The following is a 15,797-nucleotide window of genomic DNA, read 5'->3' on the forward strand; positions in this document are numbered from 1 at the left end:
CGATAACCGACTTACTTTACCGCTCTGGCTCACTGGGGAAAAGCTCGCACGCGGTGATCACCTGTTGCGCCGACTCGCGCAAGCGCTGCACGGCGAGGTTCTGGGTCTTGTCCAGCGGCTGGTTTTGGTAGGCCCAGGCGGCGAGCTGCTGGTGCGCCTGCTGAGCCTCGCCCAGCGGCTGTCGACTGGCTTCCCGCGCTAGCGCCTGGAGCGCGGGTCGGGCCAGCGCAGGGTCGCGACGGGCATAAGCCACGTCATGAATGGCTTGGCGCTCGGCCGTGCCGAGCGGCTGAGCGGGCAGTGCAGCGAGCAGCAGCGCCACGACCGACGCAGGCAATGCGGCCAGCTCGAAGGCCAGCAGGCTAGGCAGCGAAGCGGCAAAGCCGCTCCTCAAGGTGTCCAGCACCGCGTGCCCCTCGGGGTTGAGCGCCCTGGCGACCATCACAGCATACTCGCCGGTGGCGGCTTCGCGGGTCATGCCCAAACGGACAGGTACGAACCCTAGCGCCAGCCAAAAGCGCAGTAGCGACGCTTCCGCCCCGAAGGTGGCGCCATACAGGGACAGCCCTTGCTGGGTGGCGCTATCGATATCCTCTTCCAGGAGCTGTCGCCCCAGCCCTTCTCGGCGGCGCTGGGGATGCGTGGCAATACGCGCCACCCGCCGCCAGCGGGCGATGAGGGCCGCTCGACTGCCACCATGGGCTGCGAGCGACTGCGCCAGCAAATGCCCCTGGGGCCTGCGTTCGCCCCTGGCCACCTGGTCGGCCAGCTCGGCCGCGAAGCCGCCCTCCTCGCGGGTGACCAGAACGGCTTGCGGGTCGTCCCCGTCGCGGCTGGGTATCATGCGTAGTCCCGTGCCGGGGCCATCCAGCAGTTGGCGTAAATCGCTCGGCGTGGTGCGGTAGTGGGACTGCACCAGCAGACCAAACAGCGTTTCTAATCGTGCATCCTGACTCGCGAGCTGCGCTTGGCTGAGCACGACGCTCGCTGGCAACTCGTCTTGTGAAGGAGTTGCGTTAGGTAGCGGCGCATCCAATAAGAGCAAGCGCTGGATGAGCGCCTCCAGCGGGTCTCCGGTCGACCAGCGTATCGGCGTTTGCAGCGTTAGCTCGCGCCAGTGGGGTGCTTGGCGGTCCAATACATCGCGAAAACGCAGCGCAAAACCGCGCCCAGAGCCTTCGTAGCCATGCACCGTGGTGGCGAAGGCAATGCGCGGAAACGCCGACAGCCAGCGCCCCAACAGCGAGGCGGGAATGGCAGCGGCCTCATCGACCAGCAGCGTACTGCCACTGCCCCCCAACGTACCCTGTTCGACGAGCTCCGTTAGGACATCCGGTGGCAAAAAGCGCAACCGACTGCCGTTGGCCAGCGACACCTCGGCGGGGCCGTGGCGCTGCAGCGCCGGGCACAGCGCCGCCACACGGTTGAAGACGCTTTCCACGGCGCTTAGCCGAGGCGCGGTGAGCAGCCACTCGCCACCGTCGCTTTGCTGCAGTAGCCGTGCGCAGGCGATGCCCAGTGCGGCGCTCTTGCCCCGACCTCGGTCGGCAGTCACGACCAGCGGCCGACGCCGCTTGAGCTTGACCAGCGCGCTCACCGCCAAGGCTTGGTCCGCGGAAAGACAGTCCGCGTCTTCACTGGGCTCAGGGGCGCTTGGCCGTTTGCCCAGGATCGGCAACCGCAGTGCCCCTCCCACAGGCCAGCGCACCACCTGATTCGACGCCCTCAGCAAGCGCGCCAAACGCGCCAAATAGTGGGCACTAAAGTGCTCCCAAGGCCAGGGGTAATCGGCAAAGCGAGCGTAGTTGGGATCGGGCTGTCTACCCCAAGCCGAGGGCGTCATCAGCACCAGAAGACCGCCCGCACTCACCGTCCCCGCCAGCGCGCCCAGCGCATCGGGATCCAGCCCTTCGTGGCCACTGGCATCGAGAATCACGAGCTGGTGCTCGGCCCCCAGCCGGGTACGCGCTTTACGGCTAGATAAACTGGCTGAGACAGGGGCCTGTTGGGCATCGCCTACCCACAGTGGCGTCTGCCAGTCGGCGGCCTGCCACAGCGCCAACGCTTGCTGACGGGCCTGCTCCGGCACACCGCTTAACCACACCAGTCCGCGCCAGCCCCGCTGCTTTAAACGGCGGGCATGGCAGATGAGCGTGGCGGCGTCTCTGTCGATGCGTTCGCGGGATAAGGTGGGCTCGGCGTGGCGTGACCCGCTCATAGCGGCTCCTTAGGCAAGAATTCTCTTACAACTTTGGTTGAACAAACCCGGGCTTTTCAACGTTTTCTCACCCCTCAAGACGGGGTAAAGATCGTAGAAGTACCTTTTAAAGCAATGTTTTAACGGCTTTTTCCACATTATCTCTGCGATGGCTGTCGCGTTAACTTCCTTGATTTACTGATATTGCGCTGCAGCGGGTGGAGTGTGCTAGCTTAGCGATGCAGCGCAGCGTTGTTTTACTTTACGTAAACGTCAGCATGCTGCTGTACTTTCCTGCTTTCAGGTCTCCAACACTAATAACGCTAACCGCCAAAGTACCAGGAAACATACAATGAAAAAGACCACAAAATTCGCACTCACCAGCCTTGCCGCTGGCGTCGCCTTCGCCGCCCTCACGTCTACCGCTCAAGCGCAGGAGCAGTGGACCATGACCACCACGTGGCCGGAGAACCTCGACCTGATCAAGATCGATCAGCACTGGGCCGAGCTGGTCAACCAACTGGCGGGCGATGAAGTCCAAATCAATTTCCGCGCAGGCGGCACCTTGATGCCGGGCACCGAGGTATTCGATGCGACCGAAACCGGTGCGATTCAAGCCGCAGGCGACTGGCCCGGCTACTGGGCGGGTCTGAACCCGGCGTTCTCGCCGCTGGCCACCACCACCAGTTTGTTCAACGGTGTCGATTATCTGAACTGGATCCAACAGTGGGGCGGCTTCGAGCTCTACCAAGAGATCTACGGCCAGTACAACATGGTGTACCTGCCCTACGGCATCACCAACAACGAATCGGGTTTCATGGGCCGCACGCCCATCGAGAGCATCGCCGACCTAGAAGGCAAGCGCCTGCGTCTCTCTGGCCGTGACCAGGGCCGCGTACTCGAAGAGCTGGGCGGTTCCCAAGTCACGCTGGCCGGTGGTGAAGTATACCAAGCCATCGAGCGTGGGGTGATCGACGCAGGTGAGTTTTCCACCCCTGGCGTTGACTTCAATGCAGGCTTTGCCGAAGTCGCCGACTACTGGGCGACCCCCGGCTGGCACCAGTCAGCGAGCGTGTTCGGCGTCATGATCAATAAAGACGCGTGGGATGCCCTCTCCGAAGAGACCCAGGCCAAACTGCGTATTGCCGCCGAAGCCACCATGGCGTGGTCACTCTCCTGGTCCGAGCGCGAGTCCACCGAAGCGACTCAGAAGTTCATCGACGCGGGCGTGACCATCAACCAGTTCTCGGAAGAGGATCTGGCGCGCATCCAGGAGATCACCAACGAGGTCATCGTACGCGGCGCCTGTGAGAATCCAGACCATGCCAAGGTCTACCACTCCATGATCACCTACCTGCAAGAGTACGCCGCATGGCGTGATGTGACGGCCCCCTTCAACATGAGCCGTACCATGGACAACCTCCCCTCACTGGAAGAGATCGAAGCCTGCTTATAAGGCACTCACTATAAAAGCGTAACATGGCCGCCCCTCCCCTTGTCGGGGCGGCCTTAGCTCAGTTGCGGAGATCTTCCATGAATGCGATTGCCAAGGCGATCGATGCGATTAACGAGCTGTTTGGCCGCATCATTGCGCCGTTAATTGCCATCATTACTCTTATCGTGCTTTACGACATCGTGTCGCGCTTTTTCTTTGGTCGCCCCAGCGACTGGGCGTTCGATGTGACGAAGATGCTGTTTGGCGCCCACTTCATGCTCATGGCCGCCTACGGGCTGCGCCATCACGCCCACGTGGAAGTCGACGTGGTGAAACGGCTGCTATCCCGTAAAAAGCAGGCCGTGCTGGATCTCATTGGGTATTTGGTCTTTTTCGTCCCGTTCATTTGGCTGCTGCTGACCTACGGCTGGGCCTTTTTCGAGCGCTCCTTCAGCCGTGGCGAAACGACTTACGGCATGGTCTCGATTCCCGTTTACCCGGTGAAAGGGGTCATCGTCGTGGCCGCTGCGCTGATTTTGCTGCAGGCGATTGCCATCGTCCTACGCGCCATCATGCAACTGCGTGAGGAGACATCCGCATGAGTGCAGAACTACTAACGCTGGTGATGTTTGGCGGACTGCTGGTCGGGCTATTCATGGGGCACCCATTGGCGTTCGTACTGGGCGGTATGGCGGTCATCGGCGCGTATCTAGGCCCCGGTATCAATACCCTGGGCATCATCATCAACAACGTCTATGGCAACGCCATGGACAACTACGTGCTGGTCGCCATTCCACTGTTCATTTTGATGGCGCGCTTTCTCAACGACTCCGGCGTCACGGAGAAGATGTTCGACGCCATGCGCCTACTGTTGGCCAACGTACGCGGTGGCCTGGCGCTAACCGTGGTCGTGGTCTCGGTACTGCTGGCCGCCACCACCGGCATCGTCGGGGCGTCCATCGCCGTCATGGGGATGATCGCGCTGGTGCCGATGCTGAAGTATGGCTACAACAAAGAGCTCAGCGCGGGCGTGATCATGGCGAGCGGCTGTCTAGGCATTTTGATTCCGCCCAGCATCATGCTGATTTTGATGGCCAGCTACTCGCCCGTATCGGTGGGCGCGCTGTTTGCCGGAGCGCTGGTGCCCGGCCTGCTGTTGGGGGTGATGTACGCTCTATACGTGGTGCTGATCTGCTGGCTGAAACCCAGCTACGGCCCCAAAGTGCCGAAAGAAGAGCGCGCCGAGGTCAGCACCAAAGCGCTGCTGATCATGCTGGGTAAATACGTCGTACCGCCGATGTCGCTGATCCTGGGCGTGCTCGGTGCTCTATTTACCGGGATCGCCACCGCGACCGAGGCCTCGGCGATTGGCGTGTTTATCGCCTTCTTGCTGTTCTTGATCTTTGGCGACCGTAAGCTCTCGACTTGCTACAACACGCTGATCGAAGCGGGCAAAACCACCACCATGGTGATGCTGGTACTGGTGGGCGCCACGGCGTTTACCGGCGTGTTCTCGATTGGTGGCGGTATGACGGTGATCAGCGACTTCGTCCTGGCCATGCCGGGTGGCACCTTTGGTGCGCTGCTTCTAATGCTGTTCCTGGTCTTCATTTTGGGTATGTTCCTGGATTGGACCGGCATCGTACTGCTGAGCTTCCCGATCATGCTGCCCATCATCGCCCAAATGGGCGTCGACGTATTGTGGTTCGTGGTGATGGTGGCCGTGGTGCTGCAAACCTCCTTCCTAACCCCGCCATTTGGCTATGCGCTGTTCTATCTAAAAGGAGTGGCGCCGCCTGGGGTCGAGATCGTCGATCTCTATAAAGCGGTGGTGCCGTTCGTCATCATCATCCTTTTGGCGTGTATCTTGATGTCGATCTTCCCCGGCTTGATTACCGGCCTGCCGAGCCTGATGGTCGGTTACTGACCGCGTCATTTTCGGTACCACACATCCCTTCGCGCTGCGGAGGGATTTTTTTTGCCTGTCGATGTGACGGCAGGAATGCTGGCTGCACCCTGTCAGCCCAGGTGATACTATTTGCAGCCGCTATCTTTTCGCATTGACGAGCCACGCTGCCTCTCGTCCTAGGAGTTCACGACGTGTCTACGCCTGCTCGCCGCTCACCCACGGCTCTGCTGTCAGGTTTCGCCTCGCGCTTTACGCTGTCGCTCAGCCCTTGGTCAGTGACGCTGTTCTTGATTGCGCTGATCGTGGCGCTGCCCATCTTAGTCGTACTCGCGCATATCGTGATGCCCACCGAAGGCGTTTGGCAGCACTTGGCCAGTACCGTTTTACCGCGCTATCTTTCCAACACGTTTTGGCTGGTACTGTGGGTCGGGCTAGGCACCTTGGTGATCGGCACCGGCACCGCCTGGCTGGTGGTCATGTGTCGCTTTCCCGGCAAGCGTCTGTTCGAGTGGGCGCTTCTACTGCCGCTGGCCGTGCCGACATACGTGATCGCCTACGCCTACACCGACTTTCTACAGGTGGCCGGGCCGCTACAAAGCCTGCTGCGGGAGTGGTTCGACTGGCAGGTGGGCGACTACTACTTCCCCAACGTGCGCTCGTTGGGCGGTGCCGCCACGTTAATTACCTTCGTGCTCTATCCCTACGTCTACCTGCTGGCCCGTGCCACCTTTTTAGAACAATCGGTGTGTGTGCTGGATGTAGGACGAACATTGGGGCGAGGCCCCTGGCGGCTGTTTGCCAGCGTGGCGCTGCCGTTGGCGCGCCCGGCGCTGGTAGGCGGCGTCTCGCTGGTCTTGATGGAAACCCTCAATGAGTTCGGCGCGGTCCAGTTCTTTGGCGTGGATACCTTCACCACGGGTATTTACCGCACCTGGTTTGGCCTGGGTAAGCCGATTGCTGCGGCCCAGCTTGCCGCCTGCCTGCTGACCTTCGTGATCGCCTTCGTGCTGCTGGAGCGCTGGTCGCGGGGTAAGCGCCGCTACTTCCACACCACCAACCGCTATCAACAGTTGCCTGAGTACCGGTTGCACGGCTGGCACGCCGTCGGGGCGACGCTGGCCTGCCTGTTACCGATCACCGTTGGCTTCTTGCTGCCCAGCGGCATTCTGTTGGAAATGGCGATCACCACCGGGGACCGGCTGTTCGGTACGCGCTTCATCGGCTTTGCCATGAACAGCCTGAGCCTCGCGACGGTTGCAGCGCTGATTGCCGTGGGGCTAGCGGTGCTGCTGAGCTACGGCGTGCGGCTGCACGACTCCCCCAGCGCGCGGCTGTTTACTCGCATCGCGGCCATGGGCTACGCCATTCCGGGGTCGGTGGTGGCCGTGGGGATTTTGATTCCGTTTGCCTGGCTAGATAATGCCATTAACACCTGGCTGCACACCCATTACGACACCATCATCGGGCTAGTCTTCAGCGGCACGGCGTTCATATTGATTTACGCTTACGTCGTGCGCTTTCTGGCCGTCTCGTTCAACGCGGTCGAGGCAAGCTTGGGCAAGGTCACCCCGAGCATGGACGCCGCCTCACGTACACTGGGACAAACCGCTGGAGGGACGCTCCGGCGCATTCATACGCCGCTGATGCGCAGCAGCCTGCTGGCGGCCGGCATTCTGGTGTTCGTGGATGTGATGAAGGAGCTGCCCGCCACGATCATTCTCCGCCCGTTCAACTTCGATACTCTGGCGGTGCGCGCCCATAGCTTGGCGTCCGACGAACGCTTGGCGGAGGCCTCCACGGCCTCGTTGACCATCGTGTTGGTGGGTATTTTGCCAGTGATCCTTCTTAGCTTGGCGATGCGCCGGGCGCGCCCGGGCAGCCAAGCCGCGTAAGCGGACGCCTTACAAAACAAGGCGCTTAACGCGGAAAGATAAACACCTGGGAGTGGTCGAGGTCGATATCGATCGGCTGTCCCTCTTGGGGGAGGAAAACACCCGGCACACGGGCGTGGAGGTGTGCCTCCTGGCCCTTTGCGCCGTGGGCGCAGAGGTGAATCAAACTCGTGCGGCCGAGCAGCTTTGCCATCACCACATGGCTGTGGCTATGAGCGTCGGCCGGCAGATCGCGCTCTTTGATGCGCAGCGCCTCAGGGCGAATCATCACCTGCGCGGCACTGCCTTCGGGCAGCCAGCTTGCGTCCACGGGCCCCACCGGCGTTTGCACGACACCGCCTTTTACCACGCCCTCGAGCTCGTTGACTTCACCGAAAAACGTCACGACGAACGGGTCGACCGGGGCGCAGTACAGCTCCCGCGGCGTGCCCGTCTGCACGATCCTACCATCGCGCATCAGGGCGATGCGGTCGGCCATGAACATCGCCTCTTCCGGGTCGTGGGTAACCAGCAGCGTCGCAGACCCCAGCTTTTTCAACACGTGCAGCGTATCGTCGCGAATCCGATCACGTAGCCGGGCATCCAGGCTAGAGAAGGGCTCATCCAATAACATCAATTTTGGGGTGGGCGCCAGGGCGCGAGCCAGCGCCACCCGCTGCTGCTGGCCACCCGAGAGCATATGGGGGTAAGTCTCGGCGTAATCGGCCATGCCCAGCTGTGCCAATAGCTCCAGCGCTCGGGCGCGGCGCTGGCCAGAGGGCAGATGCTTCAAACCAAAAGTGACGTTTTCCAGCACGCTCAAGTGCGGAAAAAGGGCAGAGTCTTGAAACGCCAGCCCGACATTGCGCTTCTCCGGCGGCACATGACGTCTACCGGGAGCAGCGATGGCCTGCCCTTCTAGACTGACGGTGCCCTCTTGAACCACTTCGAGCCCTGCGGCGATGCGCAGTAGCGTGGTTTTACCGCAGCCAGACGGGCCAAGCAAACAGACCACCTCGCCCTGGGCGATATCGAGATCGATGCCCTTAACGACGTGATTGGCTGCAAACGTATGCTGCACACCGCGCAGCGATAGCGCCGATGCGGGCGCAGCCACCTCAGAAAGGGACACTGTTGCCGTCATTCGTTCACCCATGAGTTGTTCGCAACATAGCGCTGAGCATATGGATATTGCAAACACGGTTGAAAGGTATTTGCATTCTATTTTCTATCAACGAGAGATGCACGTCTTGCGCGGACCCGCCTGACATAAAAAGGGATGCGTGTCATTACCATTTCACTTGACGTGTGTCGAACAAGACGTTTCAATAGCCTACGGCGCTAATGCAACTTATTATCATAAACATTCAGGATGCTATTTATGAAAAAGGCACGTCTCTCGGCTTCCGTTGCCGCCATCATGGCCGGCTCCGCGTTTGCCAGCAGCGCACTCGCTAACGAAGTCAACATCTACTCTGCTCGTCATTACGACTCTGATGAAATTCTCTACCAAGCGTTCACCGACGAAACGGGTATTGAAGTCAACGTGCTGGAAGGCGACGCCAACCAGCTAATGGAGCGTATGCAGCGTGAGGGCGTGGCCAGTCCTGCTGACGTCATGTTGACCGTCGATGCGGGCAACCTGTGGCGTGCCGAGCAAGATGGCCTGTTCCAGAGCGTCGAATCCGAGGTACTCAACGAGCGCCTGCCGGCCTCCATGCGTCATCCGGAAGGCATGTGGTTTGGCTTTAGCCAGCGTGCGCGGGTCATTTTCTACAACCGCGAAAACTTCGACCCGAGCCAGATCGCCACGTACGAAGACCTGGCCGATCCACAGTTCGAAGGCCAAGTGTGCATTCGCTCGTCCAATAACATTTACAACCAGTCTCTGCTGGCGTCGATGATCGAGCACCACGGCGAAGAGGGCGCGCAAGAGTGGGCCCAGGGCGTCGTGAATAACATGGCTCGCGACCCAGAAGGCGGTGACACGGATCAGATTCTCGGCGTTGCCAGCGGTGAGTGTAACCTCGCCGTCGCCAACCACTACTACTACGTGCGTCTGCTGCACTCTGACGATGCCGCCGAGCGTGAAGCCGCACGCAAAGTAGGCGTGATCTTCCCCAACCAGGATGACCGTGGCACCCACGTGAACGTGGGCGGTGCAGGCTTGGTTGCCAACGCTCAAAACCCAGAAAACGGTATTCGCTTCCTGGAGTTCCTGGCCTCCGACGAAGCGCAGGAAGTGCTGGCCGAGCGTAACTACGAGTTCCCGGTGGTCGAGGGCGTGAAGAAAAACCCGGTGCTGGAGTCTTGGGGCGATTTCGCCAAAGACGACATCAACATCAGCATCCTGGGTGAGAACAACCCGGAAGCGGTACGTATCTTCGACCGCGTTAGCTGGCGTTAAGCGCGGCCTGGGCACACGCTTTTGAAGCCGGTGCTTAAGTAACGCACTCAACACAACCCCCACAGCGACCGCTGTGGGGGTTGTGTGTTATTGGCGAGTGCTCTCTCGTTCGTTAGTGAGCTTCATCCCAATTCGCGCCCCTTTGCGCTTCTACAATCAGCGGGACGTTGAGCGATGCCGCCGCCTGCATGCGCGCCTGCACCTGCTCGATAAAGCGATCTACCTGGGCCTCGGCCACTTCGAACACCAGTTCATCGTGTACCTGCATGACCATCAGTGCATCGAACTCTCCCTCCGCTAGCAACGTATCTACGTCGATCATCGCCTGCTTGATGATATCCGCCGCCGTGCCCTGCATGGGCGCGTTGATCGCCGTACGCTCGGCGCCTTGTCGTCGGCTGCGGTTTTGTGAGTGGATCTCTGGCAGGTAAAGCCGCCGTCCCATCACGGTTTCGACGAAGCCATCTTCCGCCGCCTGGGTACGAATACGGTCCATATAGCGGGCCACACCGGGGTAGCGGTCGAAGTAACGGTCGATGTAGGTTTGCGCCTGGTTACGGTCAATGTGCAGCTGGCGAGAGAGCCCCCAGGCACTCATGCCGTAGATCAAGCCAAAGTTGATGGCTTTCGCACTGCGCCGCTGGTCGGCGGAGACCTTGTCCAGCGAGGTGCCGAAGACTTCCGCCGCCGTCGCGGTGTGGATATCGCGCCCTTCGGCAAACGCCTCTAGCAGCCCTTTGTCTTCAGATAGATGCGCCATGATGCGCAGCTCGATCTGCGAGTAGTCCGCTGCGACGATGCGGTAGCCAGGGCGCGCCACGAACGCCTGGCGAATCTTGCGCCCCTCCTCGGTGCGGATGGGAATGTTCTGCAGGTTGGGGTCCGACGACGACAGCCGCCCGGTCGCCGTGACCGCCTGGTGATAGCTGGTGTGAACCCGCCCCGTCGTCTTGTTGAGCAGGCGCGGTAGCTTATCGGTGTAGGTGGATTTCAGCTTGGCCAGGCCACGGTGCTGCATGATGACTTTAGGCAGCGGGTAGTCTAGCGCCAGCTCTTCGAGTACCGCTTCCGCCGTGGAGGGCGCGCCTTTGGGCGTTTTCTTGATCACCGGGATTTTCTGCTCGTCGAACAGAATCTGCCCTAACTGCTTGGGCGAGCCCAGATTGAACTCGCGGCCCGCCAGCTCGAAGGCCTCGCTCTCTAACTCACGGATACGCTGTTCGAGCTGCTGGCTCTGTTCGTGAAGGCGCTCTGCATCGAGGGCAACGCCATTGCGCTCGATGCGCGACAGCACGTTGATCAGCGGCAGTTCGAGGTGGTCGAGCACCTCGGCCAAACGCCCTTCCCGTTCGACCTGCGGGCGCAACGACTCTTGTAGGCGCAGGGTGATGTCGACGTCCTCACAGGCGTAAGGCGCCGCCTGCTCCAGGGCGATCTGGTTGAAGGTGAGCTGCTTGGCCCCTTTGCCTGCGATCTCTTCGAAGGAAATGGTTTTCTCACCCAGGTACTTCAACGCCAGCGAGTCCATATCGTGACGCGTGGCGGTGGAGTTGAGCACGTAGGAGGCCAGCATGGTGTCCGCCAGCGGCCCCACGACATGAATGTCCACGTTGGCGAGCACGGAGATATCGTACTTCAGGTTCTGGCCAATCTTGGTCTTGGCAGGATCTTCCAGTAGCGGCTTCAACGCCTGGAGAACCGTGTGGCGGTCCAACTGGGCCGGGGCGTCCAGATAATCATGAGCCAACGGAATATAGGCGGCCTCGCCTGCCTTCAATGCAATCCCCACGCCGACGATATCGGCATCCATATAGTTCAGGCTGGTGGTTTCCAGATCGAAGCAGAAGCGTTCGGCTTCGTTGAGCCGTTCGAGCCACGCCTCCAGCTCGGCCTGCTCGGTAATCACATGGTCGTGGCGCTCGGTCGGCGCCGTCTCCGTCGCGCTGTCGGCTGCTTCCGAGACGGGCTCGCCGCCTGCCACATCGTCCACGCCTTCGTCGTTACCTTCCAGCAGCTCGGCGAGCCACTGTTTGAACTCCATCTGTTTGTACAGCTCGACCAGCGCTTCGCGGTCCGGGTGGGCAATGTCCAAATCATCCAATCCCACGGGCAAGTCGCAGTCGGTTTTGATGGTGGCCAGCTGATAAGAGAGAAAGGCCTGCTCCCGATGCTCTTCCAGTTTTTTGGGTAACGTTTTCGCGCCACGGAAACCGAGGGTGGTCACGCGTTCTAAATCGCCATAAATCGTGTCCAAACCGCCGCCCATACCTTGCAGCAGACCGATGGCGGTTTTTTCGCCCACCCCAGGCACGCCGGGGATGTTATCCACCTTGTCGCCCATCAGCGCGAGGAAGTCGATGATCAGTGCGGGAGGAAGGCCAAACTTCTCCTCCACGCCCGCTTCATCGAGGGTTTCCTCTTTCATGGTGTTGACCAGCGTGATGTGACCGTTCACCAGTTGGGCCATGTCCTTATCGCCGGTGGAGATCACCGCGTCGCGGCCAGCCTGAGTGGCGTGGTGCGCCAACGTGCCGATCACGTCATCCGCCTCGACCCCTTCGATGCACAGCAGCGGCAGGCCGAGTGCTTTGACACAGGCGTGCAGCGGTTCGATTTGGCTGCGCAGGTCGTCCGGCATGGGCGGACGATGGGCCTTGTAATCGCTGTACAGCTCATCGCGGAAGGTTTTACCCGGCGCGTCGAACACCACCGCCATGGGGCTATCGGGGTAGTCTTTCATCAGCCGTTTGAGCATGTTCAGTACGCCCTTCACGGCCCCGGTCGGCTGACCGTTAGAGGTCGTTAGCGGCGGCAGCGCATGAAACGCGCGGTAGAGGTACGAAGAGCCATCGACGAGCACGATTGGGGCACGGGCCATAACCAAATTCCATAGTCAGCAAAACGGTAAGGATGTCTGCTCTCTATGATACGCGTTCAACGCCGGGCCTGCAGAAAAGAGCCGTAAAACACGAGGCGCATCGCCACACAACGCTGCCAACTCGTGCGGCAAGCCGCTACAATAATGGGCTTAGCAACCTGGGCGAGATCCTCATGGCAGTATTCACCCCGCTTAGCGACGCACAGGTCGCCGCGTTTTTGGAAAAATTCGATGTTGGCAGCTTTGTCGCACTTCAGGGTGTGGCCGGCGGCACGGAGAATTCGACGTTTTTCGTGACCACCGACCGCCGCGAGCTGGTGCTCACCCTGTTCGAACAGGGCGAGCACGAAGAGCTGCCGTTTTTCGTGGAACTGCTCGATTACCTAGACGAGCACCGCCTGCCGGTACCGGGCACCATTCACGACCGTGAGGGCGTTGCCCTACATAGCTTGGCGGGCAAGCCCGCGCTACTGTTCCCGCGCCTACCGGGCAAACACCCCAGCGCCCCCAACTTGGCGCAGTGTCATGCGCTGGGCACTGCTCTTGGTCAACTGCATAAAGTGTCGCAACGGTTTCCTGGGCACCGCCCCAACCCCCGCGACCTGCACTGGCTGCGAGCGGTCCACCATAAGGTGCTCACCTACATCAGCCCCGACGATCAGACGCTGATGAAAAACGAAGTCGACGATGTCGAGAGCGAGTTCCATCAGCACGGCGCGCTGCCCCAGGGGGCGCTGCACGGCGACCTGTTCCGCGACAATACGCTGTACGAAGGCGACAGCCTCGGCGGCATCATCGATTTCTACAACGGCTGCACTGGCGACCTGCTGTTCGATCTCGCCATCGTAATCAACGACTGGGCCTCCAATGAGGATGGCTCGCTGAATGCCGAGCGCTACCATGCGATTTTGAGCGCCTACCAAGCACGTCGTCCGCTTACCGAGACCGAGCGCACCCTGTGGCCGACCATGCTGCGGATGACGGCTCTGCGCTACTGGCTGTCGCGGCTTCTGGTGGTGTATGTCGACCCGCCGGCCCACGACTTGACTCCCCATGACCCCGAACGCTTCCGCGTGATTCTCAAGGCACGCATCGCGTGGGGCGCACTTCCCATTCCAGAGGCATCTTCATGAGTGACATGGCAACGAGCAGTAGCCCCGCCGTGCGTGCCCGCCGCACGTGGAACATGGACCAGTGGGGCAGCGGTTACTTCGACGTCGACGACCACGGCCAAGCCCTGGTGCGCCCACTCGGCAGCGATGCGGAAGGCCCTGCGCTGCCCATCAGCGCGCTGGTCCGCCAGCTGCAAAGCGCCGGGCTGCGCCTGCCGGTACTGGTGCGCTTTAGCGACATTCTCCACGACCGCGTCGAGCAGCTCTGCGGTGCCTTCGATGCCGCCATGCGGGACGTGGACTACCAAGGCGGCTATACCGCCGTTTACCCCATCAAAGTGAACCAGCAGCGCCGCGTCGTGGAGGAGATTTTGGCGACCTCCGAGCGCGGTAACGGCCGCGTCGGCCTGGAAGCCGGAAGCAAGCCGGAGCTGCTGGCAGTGTTGGCGCTGTCGGATGGCGGCTCGTCACTGATCGTGTGCAATGGTTATAAAGACCGCGAGTACGTGCGCCTGGCGCTGCTGGGCGAGAAGCTCGGCCACAAAGTGTACCTAGTGGTGGAGAAACTCTCCGAGCTGGCGCTGATTCTCGAGGAGGCCCGCGAGCTGGACGTGACGCCGCGCATTGGCCTGCGAGCACGCCTGTCCTCGGTGGGTAAAGGGAAGTGGCAGAACACGGGCGGCGAGAAATCGAAGTTCGGCCTCACCGCCAGCCAGATTTTGGAAGTGGTCGACACCCTGCGCGCCGAAGATGCCTTGGCGAGCCTGCAGCTCGTGCACTTCCATCTAGGCTCGCAGATCGCCAACATTCGCGACATTCAGCGCGGCCTGCGCGAATGCGCCCGCTTTTATCAGAATCTAATGAGTCTGGGCGCGCCCATCGACACCGTCGACGTCGGTGGCGGCTTGGGCATCGACTACGAAGGCACCCGCTCGCGCAGCTACTGCTCGGCGAACTACTCCATGCAGGAGTACGCCCGCAACGTGGTCAGCGCGTTCTCCCAGCTCTGCCAGGAGGCTGATCTGCCCCAGCCGCACTTGATCAGCGAATCGGGCCGCTCGCTCACCGCCCACCACGCAGTGCTGATCACCAACGTGATCGGCGAAGAGCGTGTCAACGACACGCCGCCAGAGCGGGCAACGCAAGAGCAGGACCCGCAAGTCGAAGAGCTGTGGCGAGTGTTCGACCAGTTGGCCGAGACCCAAGAACCGCGGGTGCTGGTCGAGGCGTGGCACGACCTGTTGCAGGCAGTCAGCGAGTTACACGACCGTTTCGTTCTGGGTCTGAGCAGCATCAACGCCCGTGCCGAGGGCGAACGCCTTTACATGGCCGCATGCACGCGCCTGCGCGGTAAGCTGGATACGCGCAATCGCGCTCACCGCGAGATCATGGACGAGCTGGCCGAAAAGCTCGCCGACAAGCTGTTCGTCAACTTCTCGCTGTTCCAGTCGGTGCCGGACGTATGGGGCATCGAGCAGATCTTCCCCGTGCTGCCTCTCACCGGTTTGGACAAAGCGCCGACTCGCCGTGCGGTGATTCAGGACATCACCTGCGATTCCGATGGGCGTATCGATAGTTACGTGGATGGACAAGGGGTAGAAAGCACTCTGCCGCTACCCGAGTGGGCCAACGATGACGAGCGCTGGCTGGGCTTCTTCCTAGTAGGAGCGTACCAAGAGATTCTCGGAGACCTACATAACTTGTTCGGCGACACCGACTCCGTCGATGCGGCGCTCAGCGCTGACGGCGAGTGGGTGCTCTCTAACCCCCAGGCGGGCGACACAGTGGCCAACGTACTGGCTTACGTCAATTTCGATGCCCGCGTACTGAAACAGAAGCTCACCGAGCAGCTGGTCACGAGCGGTTTCTCTCAGGAGGAGCAGGCGCACTTTGCCGCTAGCCTGACCGAAGGCCTCGAGGGCTACACCTACCTGGAGTAGCCCCTCTGGTTCAATGTGTATAAGAAAGGCCACCGAGACACTCGGTGG

Annotated in this window: 10 protein-coding genes; 7 read left to right on the forward strand and 3 right to left on the reverse strand. The window is 61.0% G+C overall.

Translation table 11 applies throughout. From position 1 onward, the window contains the following. Positions 1–16: 16 nt before the first annotated feature. A complete protein-coding gene (locus MHM37_RS13445; RefSeq protein ID WP_139526298.1) occupies positions 17–2,218 on the reverse strand; it encodes a GNAT family N-acetyltransferase in 2,202 nt (733 codons plus the stop codon). A 331-nt stretch (positions 2,219–2,549) separates the two neighbouring features. On the opposite strand from MHM37_RS13445, the gene dctP reads away from it, so the two are divergent. The 4 genes from dctP to MHM37_RS13465 all read left to right on the forward strand — a co-directional run bounded on the left by dctP (position 2,550) and on the right by MHM37_RS13465 (position 7,433). Further along, positions 2,550–3,653, forward strand: a complete 1,104-nt coding sequence (gene dctP, locus MHM37_RS13450; RefSeq protein WP_139526297.1) for a TRAP transporter substrate-binding protein DctP — start codon at positions 2,550–2,552, stop codon at positions 3,651–3,653. A gap of 77 nt (positions 3,654–3,730) precedes the next feature. Then, positions 3,731–4,234 (forward strand): TRAP transporter small permease subunit, encoded by a 504-nt coding sequence (locus MHM37_RS13455; protein ID WP_139526296.1) that lies wholly within the window; start codon positions 3,731–3,733, stop codon positions 4,232–4,234. Continuing rightward, the gene (locus MHM37_RS13460; RefSeq protein WP_196781559.1) at positions 4,231–5,559 is read left to right on the forward strand and encodes a TRAP transporter large permease subunit; all 1,329 of its coding nucleotides are present in this window, start codon (positions 4,231–4,233) and stop codon (positions 5,557–5,559) included. The genes MHM37_RS13455 and MHM37_RS13460 overlap by 4 nt, the downstream gene beginning before the upstream one ends. Before the next feature lie 173 nt (positions 5,560–5,732). After that, positions 5,733–7,433 carry an iron ABC transporter permease gene (locus MHM37_RS13465; protein WP_239297007.1) on the forward strand — a complete coding sequence of 567 codons (1,701 nt, stop codon included), beginning with the start codon at positions 5,733–5,735 and terminating at the stop codon, positions 7,431–7,433. A 25-nt stretch (positions 7,434–7,458) separates the two neighbouring features. On the opposite strand, the gene MHM37_RS13470 is transcribed toward MHM37_RS13465, so the two are convergent. Next, positions 7,459–8,556 carry an ABC transporter ATP-binding protein gene (locus MHM37_RS13470; protein ID WP_139526293.1) on the reverse strand — a complete coding sequence of 366 codons (1,098 nt, stop codon included), beginning with the start codon at positions 8,554–8,556 and terminating at the stop codon, positions 7,459–7,461. Positions 8,557–8,793: 237 nt separating this feature from the next. Here MHM37_RS13470 and MHM37_RS13475 point away from each other — a divergent pair, with 237 nt between their 5' ends. After that, positions 8,794–9,819, forward strand: coding sequence for a Fe(3+) ABC transporter substrate-binding protein (locus MHM37_RS13475; protein WP_139526292.1), 1,026 nt, complete (start codon positions 8,794–8,796; stop codon positions 9,817–9,819). Between the two features lie 112 nt (positions 9,820–9,931). Here MHM37_RS13475 and polA read toward each other — a convergent pair whose 3' ends face one another. Continuing rightward, complete coding sequence (gene polA, locus MHM37_RS13480) at positions 9,932–12,697, reverse strand: DNA polymerase I (RefSeq protein ID WP_239297008.1); 2,766 nt, start codon at positions 12,695–12,697, stop codon at positions 9,932–9,934. A 173-nt stretch (positions 12,698–12,870) separates the two neighbouring features. Between polA and MHM37_RS13485 the strand changes: the two genes are divergently transcribed. Both MHM37_RS13485 and speA read left to right on the forward strand, forming a co-directional pair. Then, the gene (locus MHM37_RS13485; RefSeq protein WP_153842471.1) at positions 12,871–13,830 is read left to right on the forward strand and encodes a homoserine kinase; all 960 of its coding nucleotides are present in this window, start codon (positions 12,871–12,873) and stop codon (positions 13,828–13,830) included. Beyond that, positions 13,827–15,749 carry a biosynthetic arginine decarboxylase gene (speA, locus tag MHM37_RS13490; RefSeq protein ID WP_239286097.1) on the forward strand — a complete coding sequence of 641 codons (1,923 nt, stop codon included), beginning with the start codon at positions 13,827–13,829 and terminating at the stop codon, positions 15,747–15,749. The genes MHM37_RS13485 and speA overlap by 4 nt, the downstream gene beginning before the upstream one ends. Positions 15,750–15,797 lie beyond the last annotated feature (48 nt).

This window comes from Halomonas sp. MMH1-48, from assembly GCF_022348105.1.
In the GTDB taxonomy this organism is placed as follows: domain Bacteria; phylum Pseudomonadota; class Gammaproteobacteria; order Pseudomonadales; family Halomonadaceae; genus Vreelandella; species Vreelandella piezotolerans.

What these genes read in the sequence shown, in the direction of transcription:
- MHM37_RS13460 (WP_196781559.1), top strand. Translation starts at nt 4,231, where the DNA reads ATGAGTGCAGAACTACTAACGCTGGTGATGTTTGGCGGACTGCTGGTC.
- MHM37_RS13485 (WP_153842471.1), top strand. Translation starts at nt 12,871, where the DNA reads ATGGCAGTATTCACCCCGCTTAGCGACGCACAGGTCGCCGCGTTTTTG.
- polA (WP_239297008.1), bottom strand. Translation starts at nt 12,697, where the DNA reads ATGGCCCGTGCCCCAATCGTGCTCGTCGATGGCTCTTCGTACCTCTAC.
- MHM37_RS13455 (WP_139526296.1), top strand. Translation starts at nt 3,731, where the DNA reads ATGAATGCGATTGCCAAGGCGATCGATGCGATTAACGAGCTGTTTGGC.
- MHM37_RS13470 (WP_139526293.1), bottom strand. Translation starts at nt 8,556, where the DNA reads ATGACGGCAACAGTGTCCCTTTCTGAGGTGGCTGCGCCCGCATCGGCG.
- dctP (WP_139526297.1), top strand. Translation starts at nt 2,550, where the DNA reads ATGAAAAAGACCACAAAATTCGCACTCACCAGCCTTGCCGCTGGCGTC.
- speA (WP_239286097.1), top strand. Translation starts at nt 13,827, where the DNA reads ATGAGTGACATGGCAACGAGCAGTAGCCCCGCCGTGCGTGCCCGCCGC.
- MHM37_RS13445 (WP_139526298.1), bottom strand. Translation starts at nt 2,218, where the DNA reads ATGAGCGGGTCACGCCACGCCGAGCCCACCTTATCCCGCGAACGCATC.
- MHM37_RS13475 (WP_139526292.1), top strand. Translation starts at nt 8,794, where the DNA reads ATGAAAAAGGCACGTCTCTCGGCTTCCGTTGCCGCCATCATGGCCGGC.